Annotated in this window: 10 protein-coding genes; 6 read left to right on the forward strand and 4 right to left on the reverse strand. The window is 37.6% G+C overall.

Features of this window, described 5'->3' with window-relative positions:
• Positions 1-14 precede the first annotated feature (14 nt).
• Genes G5B32_RS12545 through G5B32_RS12560 form a run of 4 tightly spaced genes read right to left on the reverse strand, consistent with a single transcriptional unit; the run spans position 15 to position 5,212 of the window.
• The gene (locus tag G5B32_RS12545; protein ID WP_165291874.1) at positions 15-1,004 is read right to left on the reverse strand and encodes an FAD:protein FMN transferase; all 990 of its coding nucleotides are present in this window, start codon (positions 1,002-1,004) and stop codon (positions 15-17) included.
• Positions 1,004-3,196, reverse strand: a complete 2,193-nt coding sequence (locus tag G5B32_RS12550) for a PepSY domain-containing protein (RefSeq protein WP_165291875.1) — start codon at positions 3,194-3,196, stop codon at positions 1,004-1,006. The genes G5B32_RS12545 and G5B32_RS12550 overlap by 1 nt, the downstream gene beginning before the upstream one ends.
• Before the next feature lie 6 nt (positions 3,197-3,202).
• Complete coding sequence (locus G5B32_RS12555; RefSeq protein WP_165291876.1) at positions 3,203-3,694, reverse strand: DUF2271 domain-containing protein; 492 nt, start codon at positions 3,692-3,694, stop codon at positions 3,203-3,205.
• A 12-nt stretch (positions 3,695-3,706) separates the two neighbouring features.
• Positions 3,707-5,212 carry an ankyrin repeat domain-containing protein gene (locus tag G5B32_RS12560; RefSeq protein WP_165291877.1) on the reverse strand — a complete coding sequence of 502 codons (1,506 nt, stop codon included), beginning with the start codon at positions 5,210-5,212 and terminating at the stop codon, positions 3,707-3,709.
• Between the two features lie 220 nt (positions 5,213-5,432).
• Here G5B32_RS12560 and G5B32_RS12565 point away from each other — a divergent pair, with 220 nt between their 5' ends.
• From G5B32_RS12565 to G5B32_RS12590, 6 genes are all read left to right on the forward strand, one after another.
• Positions 5,433-5,798: a hypothetical protein gene (locus G5B32_RS12565; protein ID WP_165291878.1), complete on the forward strand. Its 366-nt coding sequence runs from the start codon at positions 5,433-5,435 to the stop codon at positions 5,796-5,798.
• 98 nt (positions 5,799-5,896) lie between these two features.
• Entirely contained in the window at positions 5,897-7,021 is a 1,125-nt protein-coding gene (locus G5B32_RS12570; RefSeq protein ID WP_165291879.1) for an efflux RND transporter periplasmic adaptor subunit, read from the forward strand.
• Positions 7,022-11,572, forward strand: coding sequence for an efflux RND transporter permease subunit (locus G5B32_RS12575; protein WP_165291880.1), 4,551 nt, complete (start codon positions 7,022-7,024; stop codon positions 11,570-11,572). It abuts the gene before it with no gap.
• 187 nt (positions 11,573-11,759) lie between these two features.
• Positions 11,760-12,929: an efflux RND transporter periplasmic adaptor subunit gene (locus G5B32_RS12580; protein ID WP_165291881.1), complete on the forward strand. Its 1,170-nt coding sequence runs from the start codon at positions 11,760-11,762 to the stop codon at positions 12,927-12,929.
• A gap of 74 nt (positions 12,930-13,003) precedes the next feature.
• The gene (locus tag G5B32_RS12585) at positions 13,004-16,153 is read left to right on the forward strand and encodes an efflux RND transporter permease subunit (RefSeq protein WP_165291882.1); all 3,150 of its coding nucleotides are present in this window, start codon (positions 13,004-13,006) and stop codon (positions 16,151-16,153) included.
• A 1-nt stretch (position 16,154) separates the two neighbouring features.
• Entirely contained in the window at positions 16,155-17,615 is a 1,461-nt protein-coding gene (locus G5B32_RS12590) for an efflux transporter outer membrane subunit (RefSeq protein WP_206366892.1), read from the forward strand.
• Positions 17,616-17,874 lie beyond the last annotated feature (259 nt).

Below are 17,874 nucleotides of genomic sequence, written 5' to 3' on the forward strand. Positions count from 1 at the left end.
ATATGAATTTTTTATTATTTCTTAATAATCTTTCCCTTGTCGGTAATAAACAAAAAATTATACTTCGGATATTTCTTTGCTAATTTCTTACCTTCTTTTTCGCCTAATACCATAATGGAGGTGCTTAAAGCATTTGCAAATTCTGCTGATGGACCGTAAATGGTTACACTGGTTAATCCTGTGGATGGATAGCCTGTTTTGGGATTGATAATGTGAGCGTAGCGCTTGCCATCGATTTCGACATACTTCTCATAACTACCCGAAGTTGCTACGGCGCTGTTTTTAAGTTTTAAGATTTTGGCGATGCTTTTTTTGCTGAATGGGTTATTGATGCCAATTCGCCAAGGTTTTCCATTTGGTTGTTTACCCCAGGTTGCAATATCTCCTGAAGCATTTACTATTCCGCTTTTGATTCCTAAAGTTTGCATGAGTTCTCTTCCTTTGTCAGCTGCATAACCTTTGCCGATAGAACCAAAACCTATTTTCATGCCTTCTTTAGCAAGAAAAATAGTGGATTGCACAGAATCTAAAATGATATGCTCATAACCGACTTTTTCAATGGATTTCTGGATGATTTCTTCGGAAGGCTTTTCGGTCATCGAGCCATCGAATTTCCAAACTTTGTCCATCGCTGCGGTACTAATATCGAAAGCACCATTCGATATTTTAGAATATTCCAATGCTCTGTGGGTCAAATCAAATAGTTCTTTATCGACTTTGACAGGTTTGATTCCTGCATTGCGGTTAACTTCCGAAACTTGTGTGTATGGTCGCCATTCTGAAATCAGATTTTCAATACGTTCTATTTCTGCAATGGTCAAGTCAATATGTTGGTTTGCTGTTGAGCTGTCTTTGGCTACGATTGTAATTTGAAATTGTGAACCCATTAAAGTCACATTTCGCTCTACGAGCACATCGGATTGCGCAAGTAGCGTAAATGGAATAAACAAAAAAGACAGAATAGCCAAAGCTATTCTATCTCTGAAAATAGGATATGTCTGCATTAATAACAATCTGTTAAGATTTGATTATTTTCTTTGTAATAAGATAGGGGCTTGCCATTGTGTGCGGTCAAAATCTTATCTAGCACGGTTTCTACATCTTTTTGCATTTGTAATGCACCACAAATCATAATAACTCCTTCATCATTCAGTAAATTGGCAAAATACACATAATCTCTACGGATTAAATCCATGACATATTGTTTATTTTCCTCTCTCGAAAAAGCAAAATACAATTGTTCCAATTGCCCTTTAGCAATTTCTTGATTCGCCCAATTTTGATATTCTTGCGTCAAGGAATTATTGTGTCTGAAACCTGCATAGAGCGAAACTTCTGTCTTTGCATAATTATTGCTTACCATTCCCAAGAAAGGAGCAATACCTGTTCCATTTGCAATTAATGCAACTTTTGAAGTTGTAGCTGGGAAGTGGAAAGAAGGATTTACCATAATGCGTCCTTCGATAGTATTTCCTTTTTGTAGATTATGCAGAAAACTTGAACCCAATCCATCTGGGAAGAGTTTTACAATAAGTTGAATGTAGTTATCCGATTTTCCGATAGAATAGAACCGCTCACGGTTGTCATTCGCTGGATAAATCGCTAATAAATCGCCCGATTCAAATTTCTGATTACATTTTAATAAGACTTTGAAGGTTGCATTATCTTCGGTAACGGTAGTTTTGTCAATAACTGTGAATTTCTTCAATCTAGGAACTTTGCTATTATAAACTGCTGGAGCAGTAGCCAAAGCGATAAGAGATTTTTCGCTCCACTGATGTGCCCAAGTCACAAATTCTGCTGTTGAACGGTCATTTACGGTATGTAAATCCACTAATTTTTTAGCCCAAGATTGTTGTTCAAGTAGCTGTTCCACATGAAGCGCATACGCACAGAAATCTGGATAGGCTTTTGAACCGAAGCCAACGATAGTAAATTTGATTTCTTGGTTTTGTGGATATTTAGTCAATAATTCTTCGAATTTGGTAGCATTCGATGGAGCATCTCCCAAACCATACGTCGATGTGAAAATCAACAAATGTTTAGCTTCTGGATAGGTTTTGTATTGATTCATTTCTGTCAAGAAAGAACGTTTACCATCCGAAAGCAATTGCTTGTGAATTTGATTTGCAAAGAATAGGGTAGAACCGTTTTCTGAACCAAACAGAATCACAATATTGGCATTCTCAGCTTTGTATTTATTTTTAATCTTGGTGCGTGTACGCTTGAACGTAATCGCAAATCCTGTGTACATGAAGAATACAATATTCAGCGAAGCTAATCCTAAAATGATAGCCCAAATAATATTCGTGCGACCGGTGTGTAAGTCAATATTTATCTTTTCTAGAACGGCAGTATTCGGGAATTTGGTTTCCTGCATAATATCGCCATTCACTTGATTGATGGAGACGGTTCGGTCTTTTAACGTAATGATAAAAGGCTCTTCCGCATCGTCAGGAATAAAAGGAAATTCTATTTTCTCAACATCCGCCAATTTGGTGTTTTTGAAGAAATCAATATCCTTTAATTCTTTCGTAACAGATTCATCCGAAACAACATCGTGTTGGATTTCTACATTATCTTTTTGGAAGAAATCCAACCGCACCATGAAGATTATTGTTCCAGTTAGCGCAATCATAAACACCGGAATCAGCAACCATCTTCCGGTTACGACATGGAAATATTGCTCAAAGAAGTCTTTATTGATTTTATCAAAGAAATGACGGATACCTTGTTGTCTTTTGATAATTAGAATTAATCCACTTATTGTAATCAGCAACAATAAGAATGAAACTACCCCCACAATGGTACGTCCTGTTTCCTTTAAAAATAGGGAACGATGTAATGCCGTTGTCCATTGAATAAATTGCGATTTAGGAATGACTTCGCCAATTTTTTCCCCTGTCAGTGGATTGATGTAGGCTTTTATAGGTTTTCCATCTTCGTCCATTGCTTCGATGGTAACGAAGTCGTTGTGGTCAACCGTGACTTGTAAGACCTCAACATATGCCTCGCGCAAAGCGGGAAGGCTTTGCGCGAGGGTAATATTTTCGAAATTGTCAACGCGATATGCGGGGGATTTCTCTTGTACAGCGTCAATGGCTAAAATCACGCCTGTAACGGAAAGTATTAGCAAAAAAGCAGAAGATAATAAGGCTAATGCATAATGCGCATATCTCCAAATCGATAAAGTCATTGAATATTATTGAACTTTGATAAATCTAATTTGACGGATGTATCCAGTGCCTTTCGCACCTTCTTTGTTGTCTAATGCTTCGGCAGTCAGAGCTACTTCCGCATCTTTTACATGGTATTTTTGGGTTTCTACTGCAGATTCGAAACGTAAATGATACCCTTTATTCAATTTTGCGGTTTCAAATTCGATTACGCGTGTAGAACGCGCACCACCAGCGATAGAAGCTCCTGTGATAGCGTTCAGTTTTTCTTTTTTCTTCACTCTGAACTTATCCCATTCCTTTAAGGTATTGTACCATTCTTCATCTGGACCTAATACACCTAAAGTTTTTTCGTATTGCCCTTTTGGATTTATCAACGAAATAATCACATACGCTTCTTTACCCGAATAGTTTTGCATTTGGATCATGCACTTATATTTAGTCGTCTGTGCGAATGTATTTTGAGAAAAGAATAGAGCAAATAATGCAAGTACGAAAAATTTGATTGTATATTTCATGCTATGTTTATATTATTTCAAAAAGTCGATAGATACGTTGTTGTTTGCTAAAAACTCATTTTCTTTAGCTAGGTCAAAAGCCGTTTCTTCAAATTCTGTCTTCAAGTCTTTTTTAGCACCTAATTCAATAAGCGTTTTTAGGATTTTGTCATCTTTAGCAATTAAAGCCGCTTTGTGTAGAGGTGAGTTACCTTCTTCATCTTGCGCATTGATGTTTGCACCTAATTCAGCTGCTTTCTTGATTAAATCGATATTTTGTTTTTCTACTGCAATATGGAATAACGAGCTACCATCCTGTTGTGGAGCTGTTACGTCAATTCCTGCAGCTTTCAATACATTTAATTTTTCAGCGAAATCATCTACAGCAGGGCCTTGTTGTGGAGCTCCAGGACGACCAGCAGGACGGAAAGAATTAAACCAATAATAAGCTAGGTTATTTCCATCTTTATCCAAAGCTTTTATATCTGCGCCTTTTTTGATTAATACCTCCGCAACTTCAGCAGATCCCGAAGCGATAGCTTTTGTTAAAGCTGTTTCGCCGTTTTCATTTTTAGCATTGATGTTATTGGCTTTTGCCAGTAGAATTTCAATCAATTTCACATCACGACCAGCTGCAGCATTAATTAATACAGTATTACCATCTTTATCCGCTTTTGCGACATCAATATTTTTTGTCAAGAAGTAATTGATGATTTCTGTATTCGGTCTGCGTGCTACGACATGTAGGATTGTTTCTCCATTTGGATTTAAAGCCGCAGGATTTAATTTATATTTCTCTACTAATTGTTGGAAAACCTCCACGCCATTTTGTTTTTGACGAGAACCTTGTGTAGCGAAGAATAAAGCTTGGTCAGTTGGTTTTACACCTTTAGCAATTAACTTATCAATTAACTCGAGGTTTCCCAATTTAGCAGCGTAGTCTGCAGCTGTGCGACCGTGAGCATCTTTTGCTGTTAAAGAAACACCTTTAGAGATAAAATAATCGGTGATTTTTAAATCATTATCCGCAGCAATAGCGTACATAATCAAGTTAGCACCATCTTCGAAACTGGCTTTAGGGTCTACACCTGCTTTTATCAAAGCATCATATACTTCTAAATTTTTATTTCCTGTCGAAGCAGCGTATGCAATTACAGCATCGCCATGGCTGTCTTTATAGTGTACATCCGAACCTTTAGCAATTAGATAATTTACTAATTCTAAATTGCCGGCCGCAGCAGCCCATTGAAGGTATGTTCTACTGTGGTGAGTTTTTTTATGTACATCATTACCTTCTTGCTCGATTAAAAATTTAATTACATCGTTAGGAGCTTTCGCATTAATAGCCATCGTAACTGGATCATGAAATCCAGCATTTTGCTCTGAAGGATTGTTTCCTTTGGCAATTTCAGCCTTTACAAGTTCAACAGTTGGACTATTTCTCCAAAAATCTCCACTCATTAAGGTGTTTGAAGATTGTTGAGCTTTCCCGTATAATGAGGCCGCTAACAAAAGCGAGAATAGAAATGTTCTTTTCATTGTATATATCCTAGTATTTGTGTCTTACTTTTATTTAAATTAATTCTAAATAACAAAAGTATGAATTTTTCTAACTATTAAAAATTTTTAAGACTTTAAATCTGAGAAGTATTTGAAATTTTTCGGATTGCGTCACTTTTTGATATTATGATTTTGTTAATAACAGCATTTTTACATACGAATGGCATATAAAATGATGTAGTTCTTATCTTTGCCGCTGATGATGCGCGTCATACATGTAATAGCTTTATTGAGCTACCTCAACATTTTATGTTTTGAGGTTAAATATTGTTATGCGCAGAATTTGGAGACTATTGCAGTAGGCGAAACTTTTATTGAAGTCGTACTTGAAGATGTACTAAATCTTCACCACAATGAAGAAGCAGAGAAAGTTCCCGAAATCATGTATGACGATTATCGGATTTTTGCTTTATCATTAGGGCTTCTTCCAATAGTATTATACTTCTCTTGGATATTACGTCGTATTTTTGCTTCAAATGAACAGATAAAGCATACCATTTATTATTTAAAAAGGTTAATTCTTCCCGGATATTATACCTTTCTATATCGGTATCGTCCTTTCTAACTACACTATTCTTATTTAAATACATCTAAACCGAGCTATTTACACCAAATGGTTTGGGTTTTCCTATATATTTTTTATTCAAAATCATTTTATTAACTATGAAAATCAAACGTCATTGGTACCCTATTTTGGGCTGTGCACTCGTTTTTACAGCGTGCACGAATGCAAAAGAAAAAGACACAAAAGAGGTCGCTAAAGAAGTTCCTGTTGCAAACTTAGTGCAAATGGATACTGTTATTTACAAAGAATATATTGCCGATATTCAATCGCAACGTAATGTAGAATTGCGTTCAAGATTAACAGGTTTTTTAAATAAAATATACGTCGATGAGGGTGCTCATGTTCGTAAGGGACAAGTGCTTTTCTCTTTGAACGATGAAGAATATAAAGCCGATTTAGCACAAGCGCAGGCAGCATTGAATAATGCTAAAGCTGAAGTGAAGAAAGTAGAACTGGAAATTGAAAGAACAAAAAAGCTTGTTGATAAGAAAATTGTAAGCATTACAGAAGCTGATTTGTTGGAGGTGCAGCTACGTGCAGCTTTATCAAAAGTAGAAGAGGGTGAAGCAATTCTCAATCAAGCGCGTACAAAATTAAGTCACACCCTCATCCGTGCACCTTTTGATGGTCGCATTGACCGTATTCAATTGAAAGAAGGTTCTTTATTGACAGAGGGAGCTTTAATTACGACGATTTCTGATTTGGACAGAGTTAATGTATACTACAATATTTCGGAGTCGGAATATTTGGCTTTAGCAACGGATTCTAGCTTCAAGAAAAATGCATTCAAACAAGAAGTAAAATTGATTCTAGCGAATGGCGAAATATATCCTTATCCAGGAATTGCCGAATTGGTGGAGAGTGAATTTGAAGCGAGCACAGGTTCTATTTCTTTGCGAGCACGTTTTGATAATCCAGCAGGATTATTGAAACATGGTGCTTCTGGAAGAATTGCTGTTCCTACAAATACAGGAGACCTGACTTTTGTTCACCAAAAATCTGTTTTGGAAATACAGGATAAAGCTTATGTGTATGTCGTGGGTTCGGATAATAAAATAAAAATGACCCCATTCCAGAATGGACAACGTGTCGGTCATTATTACATCGTCGAGAACGGTTTAGAACCCAATTGTAAAGTTGTTTTTGAAGGTGTACATGCCTTGCGCGATGGAATGTCTATCAAACCAAAAGAAGTTAACAATTCGCAAGGAGGGATGAAATAGATGTTCGAAACGTATATTAGGAGACCAATACTTTCTTTGGTTATCTCCATATTTATTACATTATTGGGATTGTTGGCGCTATTTACCTTGCCAATTACACAATTCCCAGATATTGTTCCACCATCTGTGGTCGTGACAGCAAATTACACGGGTGCCAATGCCGAGGTGAGTACCAATGCGGTAGCTATTCCGTTGGAAAGAGCGATCAATGGTGTGGCTGGTATGACCTCCATGAATACGGTATCAACGAATAATGGAACAACATTAATACAAGTATTCTTTAAAGTAGGTGTCGATCCGGATATTGCTGCGGTAAACGTGCAAAATAGGGTTACAACTGTTTTGGATGAACTTCCAGAAGAGGTTATCAAAGCAGGGGTGACTACCGAGAAAGAGGTGAATTCCATGTTGATGTACCTCAATCTTTTCACGGATGATGTAACCGCTGATGAGCGATTCATTTATAATTTCACGGATATTAATATCCTCAAAGAATTAAAACGTATCGAAGGTGTTGGTTTCGCACAGATTATGGGTGCAAAAGATTACGCGATGCGTATTTGGGTAAAACCAGATCGTTTGTCGTCATACTCGATTTCTACAGAAGAATTGGTAGAAGCATTGCGTCGTCAAAATATAGAAGCTGCTCCAGGACAAACGGGTATTTCGTCAGATAAGGCGCGTAACATGCAGCAATATGTATTGCGCTACCCAGGTAAATTTACGGAAGTAGCGGAATACGAAAATATTCCAATTCGTGCGAATGCGGATGGTTCTATTATTCGTGTGAAGGATATCGCCGATGTAGAATTCGGTTCTTTGGACTATGAGATGGTTTCGAAAACGGATGGGCAACCTTCTGCATCTATCATGTTGAAACAATTGCCAGGATCAAATGCGCAGGAGGTTATCCAACGCGTGAAAGATCGTATGGAAGAATTGAAAGGTTCAACTTTCCCTCCGGGAATGACCTATACAATGGGCTATGATGTTTCACGTTTCTTGGATGCATCTATTTCGAAAGTTATTTGGACTTTGATTGAAGCATTTATCTTGGTATTCATCGTGGTATTTGTGTTTCTTCAAAACTTCCGCGCTACTGTGATTCCAATTCTAGCAGTTCCTGTGTGTTTGATTGGTGCACTATTTTTCATGCAAATGATGGGATTCTCTATTAACTTATTGACATTATTTGCATTGGTATTGGCTATTGGTATTGTGGTCGATAATGGTATTGTAGTGGTAGAGGCGGTTTATGCCAAAATGGAAGAAGAGCATATGCAACCCATGGAAGCTACATTGGCGGCGATGAAAGAAGTAGGTACAGCTGTAATTGCGATTACGTTGGTTATGTCAGCGGTATTTGTTCCGGTAGCATTCCTTTCTGGACCTGTTGGTGTTTTCTATCGTCAGTTCTCCTTGACTTTGGCTGCATCTATTGTTATTTCGGGTATTAATGCATTGACATTGACACCAGCATTGTGTGCCTTGATTTTAAAATCACCACATGACGCCAAAGAAAGCAATGGTTTAATGGATCGATTCTTTAAAGGGTTTAATCACTATTACGAGAAAATTGCTGGAGGATATAAAGGTTTATTAAATAAAATCGCAGGACGTCGCACAATCACATTGGCCACATTAGTTGGAATGTTTGTGTTGACTTATGGTACGATGTCTATTGTTCCTTCTGGATTTATCCCAACAGAAGACCAAGGTATGGTTTACGTTGCGGTGACAACTCCTCCAGGCGCTACTGTGGATCGTACAGAAGCTGTATTGGATGAAGTAGACCGAATTGCACGTGAGATGGATGTAGTAGAAACTGTGTCTACGTTAGCCGGATATAGTATCGTAACGGAAGTATCTGGCGCATCCTATGGTATGGGGATGATTAACTTAAAAGCTTGGGATGATCGTAAGGAAACTGTCGATGATGTTATGGCGATATTGCGAGAGAAAACAGCACATATTGCGGACGCTACAATAGAATTTTTCCCTCCACCTACAGTTCCCGGATTTGGTAACTCTTCAGGTTTTGAAATGCGTCTTTTGGATCGAAGCGGAAATGAAGATTTAAATCAGACCGCTGTTGTGGTGAATGATTTTATTAGAGCATTGGAAGAAGATGAAGTTATCGAATCTGCAAGTACAACTTTTGACGTGGGTTTCCCGCAATATATGTTGGAAATAGATTATGATTTGGCAGCCAAAAAGGGTATTTCGGTAGAGAATGCAATGAATACATTGCAAACTTTATTGGGAAGTCAGTACGCAACCAACTTTATCCGTTATGGACAGATGTACAAAGTAATGGTGCAGTCCGATGCATTTACACGTCAAAAGCCAGAAGATGTTTTAGCACTTTATGTCAAAACTGCTGATGGCGAAATGGTTCCTTACTCATCATTCTTAACGATGAAACGTGTGTATGGGCCGGAACAAATTACACGCTATAACATGTTCAACTCGGCGATGATTACTGGACAGGCAGCAGCAGGATTTAGTTCGGGCCAAGCGATTGAAGCGGTAGAACGAATTGCAGAAACTTTACCACAAGGTTTTGAGATTGAATGGTCGGGTATGACGCGTGAGCAGAAAATTTCGGGTAATCAAGCTGCATATATTTTCTTATTGTGTCTAGTTTTCGTGTATTTATTATTAGCTGCACAATACGAAAGTTTCTTATTACCGATGCCGGTTATTTTGTGTCTTCCAGCAGGTTTGTTTGGTGCGTTCTTGTTCTTGAAAGTTTTGGGATTAGAAAACAACATCTATGCACAGGTGGCATTAGTCATGCTAATTGGATTGTTGGGTAAGAACGCGATTCTAATTGTAGAATACGCGAATCTAAAACGTAAACAAGGGATGGATGTATTGACCGCTTCTATAGAAGGTGCGGTAGCGCGTTTGCGTCCAATTTTGATGACTTCATTTGCATTCGCTGCGGGTTTGATTCCATTAATGTTGGCTACAGGTGCTGGAGCCTTAGGAAACCGAACAATCGGTACGGCTTCAGTAGGAGGAATGGTGATCGGTACTATTATCGGTGTGATTGTAATTCCTGGTTTGGTGGTTTTATTTTCTAAAAGAAAGAAAGCTAAAATAACTAAAGCAGCTACAGTGATTGCAATTTTCAGCTTATTATTTTCAGCGTGTTCTGTTCCGAAGAAAATGAATGAACAAGAGCTGAAAGCAGAACTTCAAACTGATGCAACTCAAATGTTGACTGATTCTATTAGTTTAGCTGACATAAAATGGAATTCCTTTTTCAAAGATCAATACTTAGTTGATTTAATCAACATAGGATTAGAAAATAATCAAGATTTAAGACAAGCAATTCACCGAATAGAAATCGCACAAGCGAATTTCAGACAGCGTAAGTCGGCATTATTGCCGACATTGGATGCGGCGGTCGAAGGTGGAATTCGTAAGTATGGGCATTATACTGAGTCCGGTATAGGTAACTATGATTCTAACTTTTCTGAAAACCTGACGGCTGATGAAAAATTGCCAGAGCCATTTATTCCAGATTATTTTGTAGGTGTTAGGTCTTCGTGGGAAATAGATATTTGGGGCAAACTTCGTCAACGTCGTGAAGCTGCTTATTTGGGCTATTTGGCGGAAAATGAAGCTACACGTCTCGTTGAAACTGAACTTATAACCAGTATTTCATCCGCATATTTTGAATTGATTGCTTGGGATAGAAAAGTAAAAGTTTACGACCGTAATATTGTCTTGCACGAGCGTGCTTTGGAAATCATCGAGGCACAAAAGGAAGCTGGACGATCGGATGAGTTGGCTGTACAACAGTTCAAATCAATTTTGGCAGAATCTCGCGCAAATAGAGCTTTGGCATTGCAAGAGATTATTAAGAATGAGCACCAAATCAATCAATTGTTGGGTAGGGTGTATCAACCCATTAAAAGGTCGGAAGATGCTGTGTTAGAAAATAGTTTGTTTGCAGAAATGACGTTAGGGTCTTTTGATCAATTAATTTCCAATCGGTTGGACATTCGTCAAGCAGCATTTGATTTGAAGCGTGAATACCGGGAGCTGGATGCTGCAAGATTATCATTTTTGCCATCCGTAGCGATTAGTCCTTATTTGGGATTACAATCGTTCAGCTTTGATAAATTATTCAACTTAGATAAATCTGTGGCTTATGGTCTATTTGGCGGAGTAACTATGCCGATTTTGCGTCAGCGTGAATTGAAATCGCAATATGAAGTGATGAAAGCACAGTACGGCATTGCTTTTTTGGAGTATGAGAAAAAAGTATTGAATGCTGTAAATGAAGTGTCACTTGCGGTGGAGACACAAAAGCTTCTCGCCAATCGAGAGCAATTGGTAGATGATCAAGTTAACGCTTTAGTAGCTTCTACAGAAGCGGCAGAAGAATTGTTCATTGCTGGGCGCGTAAGCTATTTGGATATTATCTCCGCTCAAAAAGGAGTTGTCCAAGCACAAATTACAAAAGTGGACATTCAACGTGAAGATTTATTAAATCAAATCGTATTGTATAAGGCGCTTGGTGGGGGTTGGAAATAATTAGTTAATAATTAACAGTTTCTGTGAAAAGTCTCTCTTTATCGAGAGACTTTTTTATTTAAAACCATTCCATTGATGATTTTGGCGTGTTCTTTGTTAAAGACTGTTAAACTATTACTTAAAAACAATCCTAATTTTTATTATTGTAACAGGTTAGTTACATTAATAATAAGAAAGAGGAAGAAATATGAATACAAGCCAGAGACCGACATTACATTTTATCAGCGTATTAATACTAATAATAACAACTACCATCTTTTATAGTTGTAATAAAGGAAAAGCAAAAGAAAAGCAAGATGAAAATTCGGAAAAGCCATTAGCACTCCCGGTGCATGTGGTGGATACGAGTGATGCAGAAACCATCAAAAACTATATTGGAACTATCGAAGGTAAGGTCAATGTAGAAGTTAGACCTCAAGTAGAAGGTATTTTGGAAGAAATTTATGTTGACGAAGGTACTTTCGTTACAAAAGGCCAAAAATTATTTAAAATAGATGCTTCTGCTTATCAAGAAGTATTAAACAATGCTATTGCAAATCAGAATGTAGCGAAGGCGAAGTTAGAAAATGCTAAATTGGAAATTGATCGTTTGAAGCCCTTGGTTTCGAACGAAGTTATTTCGGAAGTACGTTTAAAATCAGCCAAATCCGATTACGATGTTGCGAAAGCGTCGCTTGATCAAGCTACAGCAGCAGTGCGAAGTGCTCAAATTAATCAAGGCTTTACTATTATCACCGCTCCAGTAAGCGGATATATTGGTCGTATTCCTAAACGAATTGGAAATTTAGTTTCAAAAGGAGATAAAGAACCTTTGACAGTACTTTCAGACGTACAAGATGTATATGTTTATTTCTCGATGAATGAATCTGATTTTCTTTATTTTTCAAAGCTGAAAATTAAAGAAGATAGCTTGAATGGTATCAAGAGAAATAATAATGCGCTGAATTTTCCGGATGCTACCTTAATCTTAGCGGATGGGGAAGAATATACGTCTAAAGGAGTAGTGGATGCGATTAATGGTCAGGTAGACCGTACAACAGGGGCTATTTCTTTGCGCGCATCATTCCCCAATCGTGATAATATACTCCGTAATGGTAGTACAGGGACACTGAAAATTTCGGAAATAAAGAAAGGTGTTATTCAAATTCCTCAAGTCGCAACAAGTGAATTACAGGATAAGATTTTCGTACATGTACTCGATGATCAAAATAAAGTATATCGAAAAGCCATCACTATTAACGGAACAAGTAAGAGTAATTATTTAGTATCAAGCGGGTTGGAACTAGGAGACCGCATAGTCTTAACTGGTCTAAACAAAATAACTGAGGGTACGAAAGTTCTACCTTTACATCAATAATTTACTATGACAGGGAGTTTTTACTTTGGTTATTAAGACCAGAGCGGAAATTCTCGTGAATATAATAGAACATTATGTTAAAAACATTTTTAAACAGACCTGTCTTAGCCACCGTTATGTCCTTGATTTTGGTGATTTTGGGGTTAGTAGGTCTGAAAACACTACCAATTACTAGATTTCCTGAAATTGCTCCGCCAAGTGTGGTGGTTTCTTTAAGTTACCCAGGAGCAAACTCTGAAACCGTAGCTGAAAGCGTATTGCTTCCGATCGAAGAAGCAATCAATGGAGTAGAGGATATGATGTATATCCGCTCTTCTGCCACGAATTCGGGATCGGGTTCCGTGCAGGTTTTTTTCAAAACTGGGACCAACCCAGATATTGCTTCAGTCAATGTGCAGACTCGTATTTCTAAGGCTGTAAGTGCTATTCCAGCAGAGGTGAATGATAACGGTATTACCGTTCAGCCTAGACAGAGCGGCGCGATAATGACTATCAATATTTTTTCAGATCGTAATGACTCAGTCTATGACGAAACATTTTTGCAGGCATTTGCTCAGATTAATTTAATCCGTCCGTTGTTGCGGGTGGATGGTGTAGCGCAGGTTTCACGTGTAGGAGCACGTGATTACTCCATGCGTGTGTGGCTGAATCCCGAGAAAATGGCAGTCTATAATATTATTCCCCAAGATGTTACTAAAGCACTGAACGACCAAAATTTTGAGATTGCTCCAGGTAAGTTTGGTGAAACATCGGATGAAGTTTTTGAAACGGTTATCAAACACAAAGGAAGATTTAGTAAGCCAGAGGAATTTGAAAATATGGTCATCAAGACCAATAAGGATGGTTCCATACTTTATCTCCGGGATATTGCACGTATAGAATTTGGAGCGACCAATTTGGGAAGTGATAATAAAGTAAATGGTCATCCAGGTCTTACACTTAATATCACACAAACTAGTGGATCTAATGCGCATGAAATAGATATTGAAGTGCGTAAAGTGTTGGAAGAGATGTCCAGAAATTTTCCCGAAGGTATAAAATATGATATCTCTTATAGTGTACGTGATCAGATTGACCAATCCATCAATCAGGTAAAGAGTACTTTGTTCGAAGCTTTTTTGCTAGTATTTGTTATTGTATATATCTTTTTGCAAGATTTTCGTTCGACACTTATTCCTGCTATCGCCATACCCGTGTCGCTTATCGGTACCTTCTTCTTCTTAAGTCTTTTAGGTTTTTCTCTAAATGTACTTACCATGTTTGCTTTGGTATTAGCCATAGGTATAGTGGTCGATGATGCGATTGTGGTCGTAGAGGCTATACACCAGAAGATGCATGAAACGGGAATGCGCGCTAAAGAGGCGACCATGGAAACTATGACCGAAATCACGGGAGCGATTTTATCGATTACCTTGGTTATGGCTGCAGTATTTTTGCCTGTTGGTTTCATGGAAGGACCTGCGGGTATTTTCTATAAACAGTTTGCATATACCTTGGCTACTGCCATATTGATTTCAGCTTTTAATGCTTTGACTTTATCACCAGCACTTTGTGCTTTATTACTAAAGCCAGTGCATCCCCAAGATATTGCTGAGGAAAAGAAACTGAATAAATTCCAACGATATAGAAATAGATTTTTTACTGCATTTAATGCTTCTTTTGATCGCTTAACTAATAAGTATATTGTTGCTGTTAAATATCTTTTGAGAAAAAGGACAGTGGCATTTGTAGGATTAGCTGTCGTTACCTTTTTAGGAATTGGACTTCTGTATTTTACACCTAAATCATTTATTCCCACGGAGGATGATAGTTTTGTGACGTATTCCTTAGCTATGCCTCCTGGAGCTTCACTTTCACGCACGACAGAAGTATTGCGAAGAGCGGATAGTATTTTGAAAAAACGCGAAGATATTGAAGGAATGACTACGGTCTCTGGTTTTAATGCGATAGATGGAGGAAGCAGTGCCGCTTTTGCAGCAGGGTATATCAATGTGAAACCACATAACAAGCGCAAATCCATTAAAAATATAAATGCATTCATGGATACCATCCGTCAGGATTTGTCGGTGATAAATGAAGCTACTTTTAAAGTGTTTCCACGTCCTACTGTACAGGGTTTTGGAGATTTTGCGGGAGTGCAGTTAGTTCTTCAGGATCGTTTGGGTGGAGATATCCGTGATTTTGATGTCGTTGCTGATTCTTTTATTAATAAAATAAATGATTTGCAAGAAGTTGATAATGCTTATACTTCCTTTAAATCTAATTTCCCACAATATGAGGCCGACATCGATATAGTTAAAGCCAAAAGTATGGGAGTAGATATCAAAGATATGATGAATACTATACGTATGTATTTTGCACGAGTTAGTGCGGGAGATTTTAATAGATTTGGACGTACATATCGTGTATATATGCAGTCAGATTTTGAACATAGAACTGATCCCGAATCGCTTAATTCTATCTTTGTAAGAAATAAAAATGGAGATATGGTTCCGGTTGGTACATTAATGACGTTGAATAAAGTTGTGGGACCAGAATCTATATCACGTTACAATTTATATAATGCTATTACGGTAAATGTAAGTCCTTCTTCGGGTAATAGTACGGGAGATGTGATGGCAGCTATTGAAAAGTTAGCCTCGGAACAATTGCCAGGTAATTATGGCTATGAATGGACGGGAATGTCTTATGAAGAAAGTAAATCAGGTTCGCAGACTATCCTTATTTTTGGTTTAAGTATCTTGTTTATTTACTTCCTATTGTCGGCACAATATGAGAGTTATATCCTTCCTTGGGCCGTAATATTGTCTGTTCCTGTTGGTTTAGTAGGGGTATTTGCAGCTGTTCTTATGGCAGGTCTGGAAAATAATATATACGTACAGGTTGGTCTTATTATGCTTATTGGTCTATTGGCCAAAAATGCCATTCTTATTGTAGAGTTTGCTGTTCAGCAAAGAAACAAAGGATTATCTATATATGATTCTGCTATTGCGGGAGCGAAATTAAGACTGCGCCCTATTTTAATGACTTCATTTGCATTTGTAGCCGGGTTAATTCCTTTAATGTGGACAGTAGGGCCTTCGGCTATTGGTAATCATTCCATTAGTTTTAGTGCAGCTGGGGGTATGTTAGCTGGAGTTGCGTTGGGGATATTTATCATTCCAGTTTTATTTGTAGTATTCAAATCATTGGATGAGCGGGTAAAATTCAAAATGGATAATTAACATGATGAAACGATTTTCAAAAACATTATACTTATTTTGTTTGCTTCTATTTTTAATGACCGGATGTAAGATCGGAGCGAAGTACGAACAACCAAATTTGAAACTTCCTTCCGAATACCGTGGAGGCTTTGAATCCAATGGCGATAGTGCTTTATTCTCCGTAAAATGGAGAGAATTCTTTAATGACCCCTATTTAGTGGGGTTAATTGATTCGGCGTTAGCAAATAATTTTGATATGCGTATTGCATTGAAGAATATTGAAATCGCTAATAGGAACCTCCGGATAAATAAATCGGAATACCTTCCTTCAGTGGATGCGAATATAGGTACTGTCAATAAGCAATACCGTTCTAAGGATTTTTATTCGTCGGCATCTTCCAAGTGGTATGACCAAAAGGGAGAGAAAGCACCAGAATCTTTGTTTACTTATCAATCACAGTTCTCATCAGGACTATCGTTTAGTTGGGAATTGGATGTTTGGGGCAGGATTGCAAATGAAGGGGATATTTTAAAAGCGGATTGGCTCAATACGCAGGAAACTCGTAATGCTGTTCAGACAAAATTGATAGCAGATATTGCATCGGGATATTTTAACTTATTAAAACTGGATGCACAAATCGAAGTAGCCAAGCGTAATCTATCTTTAAATGATAGCACTTTGCGTATGATAAAGTTGCAATTCGATGCTGGTGAAATTACAGCTTTAGCTTTACAACAAACAGAATCCCAACGTTTATTAGCGGCCTCCATGATTCCAGAATTGGAAAAGGATATCGTCATTCAAGAGAATGCGTTGAGGATATTGATAGGAGAGATGCCTAACGCTATAGAACGAGCTGATTCTCTGTCTAACACCTTAGTGAATTTTGATGAACAAAATATTTCTTTAGGAAGTCCATTAGAAATAATTCGAAGACGTCCTGATATTAAAGCAGCGGAATATGATGTTATAGCAGCAAATGCTGATATGAATATTCAACAAATCATGCGTTATCCGCAATTAAGTTTGAGTGGTGTATTTGGCGTGAATTCTATGCTACCTAAAAATTGGTTTAATATTCCAGGGGCACTACTGGGAGGGATTGCAGGCGAATTAACTACTCCAATTTTTAAAAATAAAAAACTTAAAAATATATATGAGGTAGCTAAAATAGACCGGGAAAAAGAAGAGTTAAATTTTCAACGTACAGTCATGGAGGCTGTTTCGGAAGTTTCTAATACTATTACTACAGTAGATAAGCAAAAAGAACAACTAGATTTATCCAATCAGCGTGTTGCTAATTCGCAATTAGCAGTGAAAAATGCTTTATTATTATTTAAAAGCGGCTATGCGACCTATCTTGAGGTAATTACTGCTCAAAGTAATGCGTTGAAAAGTGAATTGGATTTATTAGAGATTAAACAAAAACAATTAAATAGTTATGTGTCTCTTTATCGCGCCTTGGGTGGAGGATGGGATTAGGTTTTATTTTGAAACGAAAAATAAAACTCAGATTCACAATTATTTATAGTTTCTATAAAAAAAATTCCTTTCAAACCCTTGGAGTCAATGCCTAAAAGTTTCTATCTTTGCACCACTCCGCAAGGGAGCAGCGGTTCTTCGGAGCCATGAAATACAAAGCTAGAAGCGGTTTAAACTGAGAAATCAGTGGAAACAAAAAGCCATCCCTGACGGGAGGTAAACAAAAAAAAACTTCAAATAAAATTTGCGGTTTAAAATA

This window comes from Sphingobacterium sp. SGL-16 (assembly GCF_011043515.1).
Lineage (GTDB): Bacteria > Bacteroidota > Bacteroidia > Sphingobacteriales > Sphingobacteriaceae > Sphingobacterium > Sphingobacterium litopenaei.